Annotated in this window: 12 protein-coding genes; 9 read left to right on the forward strand and 3 right to left on the reverse strand. The window is 51.6% G+C overall.

Annotation, left to right across the window (positions count from 1 at the left end):
• The first annotated feature begins 5 nt into the window (after positions 1 to 5).
• Positions 6 to 1,991, forward strand: a complete 1,986-nt coding sequence (locus skT53_RS00195) for a LysM peptidoglycan-binding domain-containing protein (RefSeq protein WP_200759223.1) — start codon at positions 6 to 8, stop codon at positions 1,989 to 1,991.
• A gap of 13 nt (positions 1,992 to 2,004) precedes the next feature.
• Here the strand turns inward: skT53_RS00195 and skT53_RS00200 are convergent, their stop codons facing one another.
• The 3 genes from skT53_RS00200 to skT53_RS00210 all read right to left on the reverse strand — a co-directional run bounded on the left by skT53_RS00200 (position 2,005) and on the right by skT53_RS00210 (position 2,782).
• The gene (locus tag skT53_RS00200; RefSeq protein WP_200759224.1) at positions 2,005 to 2,166 is read right to left on the reverse strand and encodes a hypothetical protein; all 162 of its coding nucleotides are present in this window, start codon (positions 2,164 to 2,166) and stop codon (positions 2,005 to 2,007) included.
• A 73-nt stretch (positions 2,167 to 2,239) separates the two neighbouring features.
• Complete coding sequence (locus skT53_RS00205) at positions 2,240 to 2,479, reverse strand: carboxymuconolactone decarboxylase family protein (protein ID WP_200759225.1); 240 nt, start codon at positions 2,477 to 2,479, stop codon at positions 2,240 to 2,242.
• A gap of 60 nt (positions 2,480 to 2,539) precedes the next feature.
• Positions 2,540 to 2,782 (reverse strand): carboxymuconolactone decarboxylase family protein, encoded by a 243-nt coding sequence (locus tag skT53_RS00210; protein WP_200759226.1) that lies wholly within the window; start codon positions 2,780 to 2,782, stop codon positions 2,540 to 2,542.
• A gap of 184 nt (positions 2,783 to 2,966) precedes the next feature.
• Between skT53_RS00210 and skT53_RS00215 the strand changes: the two genes are divergently transcribed.
• The 8 genes from skT53_RS00215 (at position 2,967) to murC (ending at position 13,163) form a co-directional block, all read left to right on the forward strand.
• Entirely contained in the window at positions 2,967 to 4,313 is a 1,347-nt protein-coding gene (locus tag skT53_RS00215) for an ABC transporter permease (RefSeq protein WP_200759227.1), read from the forward strand.
• Complete coding sequence (locus tag skT53_RS00220) at positions 4,314 to 5,021, forward strand: ABC transporter ATP-binding protein (RefSeq protein ID WP_200759228.1); 708 nt, start codon at positions 4,314 to 4,316, stop codon at positions 5,019 to 5,021. It abuts the gene before it with no gap.
• Positions 4,972 to 5,469, forward strand: a complete 498-nt coding sequence (locus skT53_RS00225) for a hypothetical protein (RefSeq protein ID WP_200759229.1) — start codon at positions 4,972 to 4,974, stop codon at positions 5,467 to 5,469. Before skT53_RS00220 ends, skT53_RS00225 begins: the two co-directional genes overlap by 50 nt.
• Before the next feature lie 19 nt (positions 5,470 to 5,488).
• Positions 5,489 to 5,797 carry a lipopolysaccharide assembly protein LapA domain-containing protein gene (locus tag skT53_RS00230; protein WP_200759230.1) on the forward strand — a complete coding sequence of 103 codons (309 nt, stop codon included), beginning with the start codon at positions 5,489 to 5,491 and terminating at the stop codon, positions 5,795 to 5,797.
• A 158-nt stretch (positions 5,798 to 5,955) separates the two neighbouring features.
• Positions 5,956 to 7,029, forward strand: a complete 1,074-nt coding sequence (locus skT53_RS00235; protein ID WP_200759231.1) for an NAD(P)H-dependent flavin oxidoreductase — start codon at positions 5,956 to 5,958, stop codon at positions 7,027 to 7,029.
• Between the two features lie 542 nt (positions 7,030 to 7,571).
• Complete coding sequence (locus skT53_RS00240) at positions 7,572 to 10,256, forward strand: valine--tRNA ligase (RefSeq protein ID WP_200759232.1); 2,685 nt, start codon at positions 7,572 to 7,574, stop codon at positions 10,254 to 10,256.
• Positions 10,257 to 10,484: 228 nt separating this feature from the next.
• On the forward strand, positions 10,485 to 11,783 hold the full coding sequence (locus tag skT53_RS00245) for a bifunctional folylpolyglutamate synthase/dihydrofolate synthase (protein WP_200759233.1): 1,299 nt from the start codon (positions 10,485 to 10,487) through the stop codon (positions 11,781 to 11,783).
• A 6-nt stretch (positions 11,784 to 11,789) separates the two neighbouring features.
• Positions 11,790 to 13,163 carry a UDP-N-acetylmuramate--L-alanine ligase gene (murC, locus tag skT53_RS00250; RefSeq protein WP_200759234.1) on the forward strand — a complete coding sequence of 458 codons (1,374 nt, stop codon included), beginning with the start codon at positions 11,790 to 11,792 and terminating at the stop codon, positions 13,161 to 13,163.
• The last annotated feature ends 259 nt before the right edge of the window (positions 13,164 to 13,422 follow it).

The raw sequence follows: 13,422 nt of genomic DNA on the forward strand, positions 1-13,422 counted from the left end.
TATGCGTGGCTCTTGGGAATCAGCATCCGTTCATTCAGGTCCAAGTAGACCAACAGTTGTCGATTGCATCCGGCGTTAGGGGCAGAGTGGCGGATGATGCGACTGTTGCGACTGAAATCACGTATTTTGACAGATTGGGAGACACCTATGTATTGGAAGGGGTAATTGACTTTTCGGGAGCGGTTGAAACAGAGTCGGATACTGCCGACTCGTTTGAAAAAAGGGTTGCTCCATTAACCTGTCGGCTCCCTTTTGCGTTAAGGGTTCCAATCAGCGCCCAGCCCAATTTTTTGGAAGTGAATACGCGGATTGGCCAATGGACTGTCATCCCGATTGACGCGGAAACGGTCCAGTTGCGAACAGACTTGTCTATTATGGGCCTCAACGGCAAAAAAGGTTATTCATTTTATTGCGGTGAACAGGAAGTTGTGGTCACGGCGGAGGAAGCGGCAGCTAGTGGCGTCGGCATGCAGCAGGAATCGGCTGAACAACCGGAGATGCCTGCAGCCGAGCCGGTTCGTTCCGAACCGGAAGACAGCACGTTCGACGAAAAGGAATGGATGATCGAATCGAACCCGTCCGCCGACGAACAGGATACGATTGTGTATAAACCGGATTCGCAGTGGCTGGAACAGTTGAATGAAGCGTTGACGCACAGCACGGCATCCGATTTTAACGGCCACGACACGTTCAGTGAGAGCGCTTTGCAAATTGACGGTATGCAAAACGCAGACACCGATACTGTGTCGGAAGCCCGCACATCTGAACCGGAAACAACGACTGTAGAAGAGGCAACCAGCGATCAGGCAAACATAAGCGCACCGGAAGCGATAGCAGAACCCGAGGCAGCTGTTGAGCCGGAAGCCGTTACAGTACGGGGGGAAACTGTCGAACCGGAAGCCGTTGTAGGACAGGAAACCGCTATCGAATCGAATGTTGTTGCAGAACCGGAAGCGGTCGTTGAGCCGGATGCCGTTGCCGTACGGGCAGAAACTGTAGAATCGGAAGCGCTAGCGGAACCCGAGGCAGTCGCCGAACTGGAAACCGTTGCGGAATTTGAAGCATCTGTTGAACGGGAAGCTGTTGCGGAATCTGAAGCATCTGTTGAACCGGAAGCTGTTGCCGAACCGGAAACGAGTGTCGGACAAGAGACAGCGGAAGCGGAACAACCGCGCGGTGAGCAGACGGAACAGTCACAGGAAGAAGAAACTTTTCAATTTGAGGCGATTGCTGGAGAAACGGCACCCGATACAGCAGTACCAGTTGCTTCTGCAGCCGATTTGGCACATAAGGTGATCGCCGAACTAAAAAAAGAGGCTGATGTTGAGATAAAAGCGGAAGTTCCCGAACTGAAAATCGGCGGTTACGAAGTGAAGAAAGAAACGGTCACTGTCGAACAGGAAACGGTCGGAGAACCGGATGAGGACAGCAATGACGCGATTGTCGCCGCGACAGACTCAGCATCGGTTCCAGTTGCGGAAGCGGACGGTGCGGATAAAGAGGCGGCAGGAAAATTGAAATTTTCGCTCGGGGTGAAGCAGGAAGATCTTACACCGGTCAAACTGTCCGGCTTGCTGTACGGTTCGGTGACGAAGGACGCGGTTCCCGAATCGGTTGAGCCCGAAATCCGAAACGAAGAGACGCAGATAGAAGATGTTTCAGTACCGAATTATCTCCAATCCGAGCCGATTGTTACAGAATCTGGCGGTACGGAAAGCGACCAGGTGGCGCAGGCGGAGACTGGAAACGAAGAATCCGTGCAGGAGGAAAGTGGTGAAACGGCTCGTCCGTCGATTTGGGGCAGATGGTTAGAGAAACAAATGGAAAGCAAATATACAATCAAATTCCGGATTGTGCAGGAAAGCGATTCGTTGGATCAGTTGGCAGCCAAATATGAAACCCCAATTGAAAATCTGATGCGGGCTAACGGTTTGACAAACGAACAGATTGATCCGGGCCAGGTAATCCGAATTCCCTTAAAGCGGCGATAAGCTGCTTTTTTTGCTATGGGGTGGCAATCATCAGCATAACCATCACAAAGGACAGCATCATGAGAATCAGAATGTCAAACGCATTCGGAAACAGGATAGCCCGTAAAAATAAGAGCGTAATAGCAATCGCCAATACCAGCTTGACAAACTTGGCAAGTGCAACTAAAAAAGCCATGGCAACCCCCTCTTGATCGTTGACCGCTTCATGAGAAGCTTTTTATCAACGTATGAGAAGGGGGGCGCAGACGTTACGACTGCTTGTAAAACCCTTGCGAGGTCACCCGTAATGCCCGATTGAATTTGCTGGAAAAATTCTCCCAGGCGATCACCGCCGTGAGTTCCACCAACTGGTCGTCTGTATAATGTTTCCGTAATTCGGCAAACAATTCATCGTCTACATCCTGGTCGGTAAACGTAATCGCATCTGTGTACTGTAGAGCGAGTCTCTCTGCTTCAGTGAAAAGAGGACTGGTTTTATATTGCGACAATTGGCCGAGCTTCTCGCTTGAAATCCCCAGTTCACTGCCGACGGCAGCGTTGATGTCTTGTCAGAACGGGCACTCGTTGATACTCGCCACCCGAATGTTGATCAGTGTTTGCAGAGGGGCGTCGATCAGGCCTGATTTGTCCAGCGCTCCCCACATGCCGCGCACCGCTTTAAAAATCGACGGGCGCCTGGCGTACAGTTTGTGGTTTTCCAGCACCTCTCCAAATTGTGCAAGCTGCTTTTCAAATACTTCGCGTACAAAACCTTCCGCCTGTTCCGGTGTAACGCCTGGTATGCGCGTCATGTCTCAATCCCCCCGCCATGCCGTTTTTTACATCTGTCTCCCAATAAGCAGAGTCTAAAAATTGTTCACAGTTTTGTCAATAGATACCACGCCACATGCAGGGTAATCGATCCACCGGACGGAAAAAATGAAAACAGTTGCAACCTGTTGAACGATATCACTGCAAACGAAAGCGGGTGAAACGATGTTTACGGCACCTGAAATCCTGTTTCAATTTTTGTGGTTGGCAGCAGGCATCGTACTTACCGTAATTCTCTACGTAAGTTGGCCGAGAAGCGAGTCAGAGGATACAAACACAACCAAAACCGCCCGGCCGGCAGTTTTTTTGCAAAGCCGCCTAGTCTGGAACAATCTGTGGCGGAAACCGTTTCGTTCCACGCTTTTGATCCTGTCTTCGGCTATAACAGCCGCTATGCTGTTCCTTAGCTATTTTTTCATCAACAGCATGGACCGCAGTCTGTCTGCCGCAGCTAACCGATTTGGTGCGGATGTGATGGTTGTGCCAAAAGGCTATGCGTCCGTTGCTCAGCAGATGCTGTTGACCGGCACCGCCAGCTCGTTTTACATGCCTGAATCGGTAGTTGAAAAAATCCGCTCGATTCCGGAAGTTCAATCCTTATCACCGCAATTGTATCTGGAGACCTTTTCCGGTTCCTGCTGTCAGGTGGAAGGCAACTTTCCTGTTGTGGCGTTCGATCCGAAAACGGATTTTACATTGAAGCCCTGGTTGTCCGATGTGGGGCATCGCTTTATGCCCAACTCGGTGATTCTTGGCAGCGAAGCGGGCGGCAAAAACGCGATCGGTCACCTGGATAATTCGGCTTACCGCGAACAGATTCACCTGTTCCATCATCCGTTTGTCGTATCGCAGGTATTGTATCCAACCGGTTCGGCGGCGGACCACACGATTTATATGGATATTAACAAAATCCGCGAGCTGCGCAGTTCATTGCACAGTCCGCTCCAATTTCCGGAACATTCCGTTTCGGTCGTACTGGTGAAAACGCGGCCGGGCGATGAGGAGTTTGTCAAACACAAAATCGAACGGATGCTGCCGGATGTATCTGCCGTTACCGGGGTCAGCTTGCGGGAGACGGTTAACCAGCAACTGCTGCCGCTGCGGATTTTTTCGTATCTGATGATCGGGATTGTGATTTTGATGACCGGATTGCAGGTGATGACCCTGTTTTCGGCGGTTGTCTCAGAGCGAAAACGGGAAATCGGCATGTTTCGCGCTTTGGGGGCTTCCACCCGAACCGTTTACCGTTTCTTGCTGCAGGAGGCAGGATTAGCCGGATTGCTGGGGGGAGCGGCAGGAACGATTGTGACATTCGTGCTGCTTTATGATAACCGTCTGTTGATTCGCAAGCTGATTCATTTGCCCCTTTTGTTCCCATCCTGGGGATTGGCGGTTCTCATCGCAACGGCGACTATCGGGGTGACATCCGTACTCAGCATTTTAGCCGCAACGGTTCCGGTCCATCCAATTGTCAAACAGGAGCCGTATGCGGCGATCCGGGAGGGAGAATAATTGATTCAACTGCAGCAGGTGTCGAAAACGTTTAAAACCGGGCAGGGAAAAGTTGCCGCTCTAGAGAATATTAATCTTGCAATCAAGCAAGGAGAGTTTGTCGTGATGACAGGCCCATCCGGATCAGGCAAATCGACGCTTCTTTCGCTCATCGGTTTGCTCGTGGCGCCGAGTGAAGGTACGCTGCGGATCGGGCCGCATGAGACGAGCCGTTTAAATGAACGGGACAAAACAGAACTGCGCAACCAAAAAATTGGCTTCGTTTTTCAGTTTCCCGGTTTGGTCAACACCTTAACGGCGCGTGAAAATGTGCTGCTGCCAAAATTGTTTAACGGGAAACTGACGGCAGAAGACGGCAGACGGGCCGATGAACTTCTGGCGGAAGTGGGGCTGTCCGATAAGAGCGACCGTCGTCCGCATGAATTGTCGGGCGGCGAACAGAGGCGGGTGACGCTGGCCCGGGCGCTGATTAACGACCCGGATCTGATTTTGGCGGATGAACCGACAGGTGCTCTTGACAAGGGAAACAGCTACCGGATTATGGAGCTGTTCCTCCGCTTCCACCGGGCAGGGAAAACGATTTTTATGGTTACGCACGATCCGGAGCTGATTGCGTATGGAAATCGGCGACTGGAGTTGCAAAACGGGAGGATACGTTATGACAACCGGGCAGAATCAACAAATGGGACAATCGCCCCAACGATTTGAATGGAAACTTTTTTGGCTGACAGGTTTGATCCTTGGAGTACTGGGGGGAGTGTTCAGTTTATTTGGAAAAAACTGGTTCAATTTTAGCGTGCCGGGTGGTATGATGATAGCAAGTTGGGTGGCGGTAAACCGTTCCAAAGGAAAGCGTTTTTGGGCGGGGGTTGCCGCTTCCGCATTAGCCGGAATTGTGGGGTGGCTCCTGTTCCTCGCGCTGCATACCCAATTGCTTTCACAAGAAGAGACCACGTTTGGGCAGATTGCGTTGTTTTCCTTGTCGTTTCTCGCTCCCATGTTTCTAATCGTTTGTGTGTTCGGATCCTGGGTGTTTGCCAATACGCGGGAACGGCAGCTGCACCGGTTAGAACAGCGGAGACAGGCGCAGAAAACGAATCAAAAAGAACGTCCGGTCAACCGACCCAAACGAAAGTATAAAAAGAAGAAAAAGTAACGGTCAAGAGAGGGATCCTATGCGTTGGAAACTGATCGGTCTCATTTTGTTTGCGGTGCTGGTTGCCGCTTTTACATTGTCCAATTCGCGGCTGGTGGAAGTCAACTTCCTGTTTGTTAGCGTGCAGATGAACCTGGTGCTGTTGATGTTGATTACACTTTTGCTGGGAATGTGTTTAATGGCGATTCTATGGTCGATTCGGGCTTGGAAATGGCGCGGCGAAATGAACCGGCTGCGTCAACAGGTAGCGGAGTTGACCGAGCAGGCAAATGTGAAGCGGGACGAACATGTGGACGAGGCAAAATCCCCTATGTCAGATCCTATGTAAATTCACGCAATCATAAGAGTTTCATCATATTATAAATAAAAATAAATTCTAACAACCACCTTTCTTGAATTCTTACATATTATTCCAAATAACACCGGGATTTTAACCAGGGACGGTTGTCTTATTTTAATCAAATAGCGTGAAGAGGAGTGGGGAACATGTGGCGAAAAACAAAAATCGCGGAGATTCTGGGTATTTCCTATCCGATTATTCAGGCGGGGATGGCAGGAGGACCGACGACGCCACAACTGGTAGCCGCCGTATCGGAGGCAGGCGGGTTGGGGACATTGGGCGCCGGTTATATGACACCGGAACAGATCCGATCAGCCGTCCGGGAAATTCGGAAGTTGACCGATCGGCCGTTTGCCGTCAATCTGTTCGTGGATGAGCCACCGGTTGTCTTAGAAGAACAATTGGCAAAAGCGAACCAGCAATTGGACCGCTTCCGGAAAGAACTTGGCATCGAACTGGGAACTCGGCCAAGCAAGTATGCCGAATCGTATCCGGATCAACTGGCCGCAGTGATAGAGGAGAAAGTGCCCGTTTTTAGTTTTACGTTTGGCATTCCTTCGCAGGAACAGATGAAACGGCTTCAGGAGAACGGCATCGTGACGGTTGGAACGGCGACCACCGTACGAGAAGCCGTACAGTTGGAACAGGTGGGAGTCGATCTGATTGTCGGCCAGGGGAGTGAAGCAGGTGGTCATCGGGGAACGTTTTTGGCTCCGGTTGAGCACTCGCTCGTGGGGACATTGGCCTTGGTGCCGCAGATCGTGGACGCCGTGCAGATACCTGTCATTGCAGCTGGCGGCATCATGGACGGACGCGGTGTGGCTGCGGCACTGGCGTTAGGGGCAGAGGGCGCGCAGTTGGGCACTGCCTTTCTGGCGTGTCCGGAAAGTGGCGCTCACCCTGCGCAAAAGGCAGCGTTGCTGAACAGCACGGACGAATCGACTGTGTTGACAACCGCTTTTTCAGGAAGAACGGCTCGCGGCATCCGCAATAGGATGATCACCGAAATGGAGTCGCATCGCGACACAATTGCTCCCTATCCGGTGCAAAATGCATTGACGCGGGACATCCGGCAGGCGGCCGCCAGACAGAATAAAACGGATTATATGTCGTTGTGGGCAGGGCAAGCGTCCCGTTTGACAACAACAAAACCGGCAGCCGATTTGTTTGCCGACCTGGTGCGGGAGACGGAAGAAGTGCTGCGAAAGATTTCGCAGTAAGGGAAGCCGCCAAAGTAAGGCAGGCCGCTAAAAAGCAGACTTCGAATCAGCGGCAGATTCTTACGCCAGATGGACTGCGACGCGAATTTTGACAAACAGCGGGTTTTGCGTATACTAGGTAAAGAACAGTCAATTGGACTAAAAACGAAGACGGGAAAGAGTAGGGTGGATACATCCACAGAGAGGAAAACCGGCGATTGATTGGATAGCCGACAGCATTTGGCATGTTACAAAGAGCAATCAATCGCGGCTGCGAGGTTTTCCGGAATTGGTTCATCTGAACGTCATCCCTGAGTTGTTTGGCTGAACGGAACGTATGATCGATTCGCGAATGCAGGTTGTTGCAGTCGCTTCCGCTAGGTCAATTCCGGTGAAATCCGTTATCTTCCCAAGTGTGCGTCTGACTTGTGAGCATGTCTGGCCGTGTAACTGTTTTTGTGCGGCGGGTAAGACGCGAAAAAAGGTGGTAGCGCGGAAGCAATCCTTTCGTCCTTTAGAGGGCGGAAGGTTTTTTAATGTAGAGTCCAGAGGGGGATTTTGAAATGTCTGAAGACACAACCAATCAAAATCAGATTCCGACTGTCTATGATCCGCAGTCGACAGAACAGAGGCTGTATGATTGGTGGATTGAGAGCCAATTTTTTAAAGCGACGGGCGATCCGGATAAACAGCCGTACAGTATTGTCATTCCGCCGCCGAACGTTACCGGCGTATTGCACATGGGGCACGCGCTTGACTGTACGCTGCAGGATGTGCTGATCCGTTACAAACGGATGCGAGGGTTTGACACGCTGTGGCTGCCAGGGATGGACCATGCGGGCATTGCGACACAGGCAAGGGTGGAAGCCACGTTGCGGGAACAGGGGATTTCCCGTTACGACATGGGACGTGAGAAATTTCTTGAAAAAGTGTGGGAGTGGAAAGAAAATTACGCGTCCGTGATTCGTTCACAGTGGCGGAGAATGGGATTTTCGCTCGACTATTCGCGTGAGCGGTTTACGATGGATGAAGGGCTTTCACGTGCCGTGCGCACCGTATTTGTCGAGTTGTATAAAAGAGGCTTAATCTACCGCGGCAACCGGATTATCAACTGGGATCCGGCAGCCAGAACGGCTCTGTCAGACATCGAAGTGGAGTATAAAGATGTCAAAGGGGCGCTTTACCATATGCGTTACCCGTTAAAAGACGGCAGCGGTCATATTACGGTTGCCACCACGCGGCCGGAAACGATGCTTGGCGATACAGGCGTGGCCGTGCACCCGGATGACGAGCGGTACCGGCATTTGATCGGCCAAACCGTTATTTTGCCGATTATTGGCCGGGAAATACCGATCGTGGCAGATGAGTATGTCGATCGCGAATTCGGTTCCGGTGCGGTGAAAATGACGCCTGCCCATGACCCGAACGATTTTGAAATCGGCGTTCGCCATAATCTTGAGATGATCAGCGTGATGGATGAGACGGCAACCATGAACGAAAATGCGGGTCCTTACAAGGGGCTCGACCGGTTCGAATGCCGCAAGCGGATCGTGGCGGATCTGCAGGAACAAGGCGTATTGTTCAAAATCGAGGAACATGACCATGCGGTGGGCCATTCGGAGCGAAGCGGCGCAGTGGTTGAGCCGTTTTTGTCCACCCAGTGGTTTGTCAACATGAAACCATTGGCGGAGAATGCCATCACATTGCAAAAAAGCGGTACGCCTGTCCGCTTTGTGCCGGACCGGTTTGAAAAAATTTACCTGCACTGGATTGAGAACATTCGCGATTGGTGCATTTCTCGCCAACTGTGGTGGGGTCATCGGATTCCCGCTTGGTACTGCCAGGATTGCGGCGAGACGATAGTGGAATTGGAAGACCCGACCAGTTGTCCGTCATGCGGCAGCCACAACCTGCAGCAGGACGAAGATGTGCTCGACACATGGTTCTCATCCGGGCTATGGCCGTTTTCCACGATGGGGTGGCCAGACATGACGGATGATATGAAGCGCTATTATCCCACTGATGTGCTGGTAACCGGGTTTGACATCATTTATTTCTGGGTGGCCCGGATGATATTCAGCGGGTTGGAGTTTACGGGCGAACGCCCCTTTAAGGACGTGCTGATTCATGGCCTGGTGAGGGATGCGGAAGGGCGTAAAATGTCCAAGTCGCTTGGCAACGGCGTAGATCCGCTTGACGTTATCGAAAAATATGGTGCGGACGCTCTTCGCTTCATGTTGATGACAGGCAGCACGCCGGGCAATGACCTGCGGTTCCATTGGGACAAGGTGGAGTCGGCGAGAAACTTTGCCAATAAAATTTGGAACGCTTCGCGGTTCGTGATGATGAATTTGGGTGATTTCCGTTACGAAGACATCCGTTTCCGCCATGACACGGGCGAACTGTCTGACCGTTTGGGGACGGCTGACAAGTGGATTTTGCACCGTTTAAATGAGACGGCGGCGGTTGTCAACGCGGCGCTTGAGCGGTACGATTTTGGTGAAGCGGGACGGCAAATTTACGAGTTTATCTGGAACGAATACTGCGACTGGTATATCGAACTGGCCAAACTGTACCTGCAAGGCGATGACGAGGAAGCCAAGCAGACCACCAAGTCGGTGCTTGTGTACGTACTGGATCAGTCCCTGCGTTTGCTGCATCCGTTCATGCCGTTTATCACGGAGGAAATCTGGCAGCATATTCCGCATGACGGCAAGACGATTACACTTGCTGCCTATCCGGATTTTGACGACTCTTTGGTCAATGAATCCGCCGCGGACGAAATGGAAGTGTTGATGGACCTGATTCGGGCCGTCCGCAATGTACGGGCAGAAATGAATGTACCGCCCAGCCGGCCTGTGACGATGATTATAAAACCGGCAAATGAAACGGCAGAATCGTTGATTCACAGGGGACAACCCTATATCGTTCGATTCTGCAATCCGGAGCAGCTCATCATTGACCGAAACGCCGCCACCCCGGAAAAATCGGTCACAGCTGTTGTGTCGGGGGCCGAATTGTTTCTCCCGTTGGCCGGATTAATTGATATCGACGCGGAAATTGCCCGCTTGGAAAAAGAATTGAAACATCTGAATGCGGAAGTCGAACGGGTGGAGAAGAAATTGGCCAATCCGGGATTCACAGCGAAAGCACCGACAGAAGTTGTGGAAGCGGAACGGGCAAAAGGGCTTGATTACGCCGAAAAACGTGACAAGGTGAAGGCTCGCATTGCAGAGCTTCGCGGGTAATATCTGACCATGAACCCGAACGGCCGGTGGTACAAACCTTGCAGTGTCCATCTGCCGTTTGTTTGCGCGCGTAACGCACCGGTGGATGTGCAGCGGACTGTACAGAGGCCGTAACGCACCAGTGGGGGTGCTCGTACGAAAGTCAAGGGTGCCACCAATAGCGAGGTGGCACCTTGTAATTAGAATCAAATGAATCACTTTCGGAATACGATAAAGGACTGATGGCGATTGCTGCTCGAATGGATATCAAGTTTTCCCCGATTTGACGGAAGATGGGGCATCAAACTGGGGTTGGAACGAATGGAGGCGCTGCTTGAGCGGCTAGGCAATCCGCATCGGCAGATGCGTTTTCTCCATGTGGCGGGGACGAACGGCAAAGGTTCCACCTGCGCCTATTTGGCCTCGATTTATCAGCAAGCGGGTTACCGAGTGGGCCGTTACACATCTCCTTACATTATGCATTTTTATGACCGGATTTCGATTAACGGGCGAGATGCAGAAGAAGAAAAACTGGCTGTTTGCGCCGAAAAGCTGAAGCCGCATATCCGGGAAATTTCAGAAACGGAATTGGGGCAGCCTACCGAATTTGAAGTGATTACGTTATTGGCCATTCTTTATTTTCTCGAACAGAAGACAGATCTTGTCGTATGGGAAACAGGGCTTGGCGGCAGGTTGGATGCGACAAACGTCGTAACACCCCTGATTTCCATTATTACAAACGTCGGCTTGGATCATGTGTTGCTGTTGGGGCCTACGATCGAAGCGATTGCAGCCGAAAAGGCAGGTATTGTAAAAAATGGCATACCGGTGATTACGGCCGCTGTGTCGCCCGCTTTGGAGGTCATAGCGGAACGCGCCAAAGAGGCCCAGGCACCCCTGTTCGTATTAAGCCGCGATTTTACGTATAACCGTCTCCGGTATTCGCTTGCGGGGCAGGCATTCGATTTTCGGTCGGCGAATAGTGAATTTAAACAATTGGAAATTGCAATGCTTGGCGAACATCAATGCCAAAATGCCGCATTGGCAGTCCAAGCAGTGCTGCTTCTTGCAAAAAACGGTCAGCTGCCCGTGAGCGAACAGGCGCTCCGGGAAGGTTTGCAAAACACGCGCTGGCCCGGCCGTTTGGAAATTGCAGGTCAACAACCGCTTGTGCTGCTTGATGGCGCCCATAATCCGCATGGGGCAGACGCTTTGGCAAATGCGCTGGGTGAGCTGTTAGAAGGTCGGAAAGTACGATTGGTGATTGGGATTTTGCAGGATAAACTGCTGCCTGGTGTAGTGGATCCGATTTTGCCATTTGCTGAGTCCATTGTGGTTACTGCCCCGAATACGCCGCGGGCCGCTACTGTACAAGAGGTAGCCGCATTTTTGCGCGAACGGACGGATGTCCCGCTGCGACAGATTGCACGGGTGGCGGATGCGGTTAAGGATGCGGTGGATTCGGCAAAACCGGAGCATATCGTCCTGGTGACAGGCTCCCTGTATACGATTTCGGAAGCGAGACAATTTGTCTGCGGGAAAGGATGACATCGGGTGAATCAGCCACAACATGTTCATTTTGTCGGAATTGGCGGTTATGGAATGAGTGCGATTGCGCGTGTGATGTTGGATCTTGGATATCAGGTTTCAGGTTCCGATGTAACTCGGCAGGAGGCGGTCGACCGGCTGCAGTTGCTTGGTGCCACCATTTACATCGGACATGACCGGTCTAACATAACAGGCGCTGATTGCGTAGTGTATTCAACAGCTGTCAAACCAGATAATCCGGAACTCCTGGCGGCTGCAGAAGCGAGCATTCCGGTCCTGCACCGTTCTCAGATGTTGGCTAAATTAATGGGAGAACGTACCGGCATTGCTGTATCCGGCGCTCACGGCAAAACCACCACCACCTCAATGATCTCCTATATTTTGCAGGAAGCCAATTTACAGCCGACTTATATTATCGGCGGCGTATTGACGAACGTGGGAGATAACGCGCGGGCGGGCAGCGGACCTTTCCTGGTTGCAGAAGCGGATGAAAGCGACGGTTCCTTTATCCATTACCGCCCGCACTATGCGGTGGTCACCAACATTGAGGCAGACCATTTGGAGAATTATGACGGCGATTTTGAAAAATTGAAACAAGCCTACCGCCGCTTCTTTTCGAATTTGGATGTCGACGGTGCGATTGTAGCGTGCTGGGATGATCCGGTTGTGCGGGAACTGTTGACAGATGCAAAGAGGAATGTACTAACTTACGGCCTCTATGCCGAAACGGAGATGACAGCCGATCAAATCGCTTTGTTGCAGCGCGGTTCCCGCTTTACGGTGATTCGGAAAGGACAGCCGCTCGGTACTGTGGAACTGGTGATCCCGGGTATTCACAATGTGTACAATGCGCTCGCGGCGACGCTTGTTTGCTTGGAGGCGGGCGTTTCGTTTGCAGATATTGCGGCCGCCCTGAAAAAATTTACCGGTGCCAAACGCCGGTTCCAAGTCCACTGCGATACCCCTCAGCTGTTGGTAGTCGACGATTATGCCCACCATCCGACTGAAATCAGAGCTACGATCGCTGCCGCCAAAGCAAGCGGCAGACGGGTAGTTGCTGTTTTTCAACCGCAGCGGTACTCCCGCACCTTCTACTTTTTTGAGGAATTCAGCCGTGCATTCGCGGAAGCGGACGAAGTGGTGTTGACAGACATCTACTCCCCGGCTGGTGAGGCGCGTATTGAAGGCATTTCATCTGAAAAATTGGCTGCCCTGATCGCGCAAAACAGCAGGATACCGACCCGTTTTCTGGCAACAAAAGAGGAAGTGTTGGGCTATTTGCTGCACCATAAACAGGCGGGCGACCTGATTTTGACGATGGGGGCGGGCGACATCTACAAAGTGGCGGAACAGTTGGTACAGGCGCTGGCGGCCTCTTAAGGCGCCTTGTTTTCAGGCGACAGGAAATGGTGGATTTTATAGATAGTCGAAGATGTTCGCAGCAGATTCGGACAAGCGATTGGAAGTTCTTGTCTTTTTTTAACAGCTTAGAAAGTATAAAAATGTGATATTCCATCACCATTTTTATACTTTCGGCTGTCGAAAAAGGCTTCCTCTATTAGACGCTGCTTTTCCTTGAATATGCTTCGGTAGAAGCCTTTTTTAAGACTTTTAAAAATTTTGGACTTGTAACCAATAT

The organism is Effusibacillus dendaii, assembly GCF_015097055.1.
In the GTDB taxonomy this organism is placed as follows: domain Bacteria; phylum Bacillota; class Bacilli; order Tumebacillales; family Effusibacillaceae; genus Effusibacillus; species Effusibacillus dendaii.

Excerpts from the sequence above, each read along its gene's own strand:
- skT53_RS00200 (WP_200759224.1), bottom strand. The coding sequence starts at position 2,166 with ATGGCTTTTTTAGTTGCACTTGCCAAGTTTGTCAAGCTGGTATTGGCG.
- skT53_RS00210 (WP_200759226.1), bottom strand. The coding sequence starts at position 2,782 with ATGACGCGCATACCAGGCGTTACACCGGAACAGGCGGAAGGTTTTGTA.
- skT53_RS00215 (WP_200759227.1), top strand. The coding sequence starts at position 2,967 with ATGTTTACGGCACCTGAAATCCTGTTTCAATTTTTGTGGTTGGCAGCA.
- skT53_RS00225 (WP_200759229.1), top strand. The coding sequence starts at position 4,972 with ATGACAACCGGGCAGAATCAACAAATGGGACAATCGCCCCAACGATTT.
- skT53_RS00230 (WP_200759230.1), top strand. The coding sequence starts at position 5,489 with ATGCGTTGGAAACTGATCGGTCTCATTTTGTTTGCGGTGCTGGTTGCC.
- skT53_RS00235 (WP_200759231.1), top strand. The coding sequence starts at position 5,956 with ATGTGGCGAAAAACAAAAATCGCGGAGATTCTGGGTATTTCCTATCCG.
- skT53_RS00240 (WP_200759232.1), top strand. The coding sequence starts at position 7,572 with ATGTCTGAAGACACAACCAATCAAAATCAGATTCCGACTGTCTATGAT.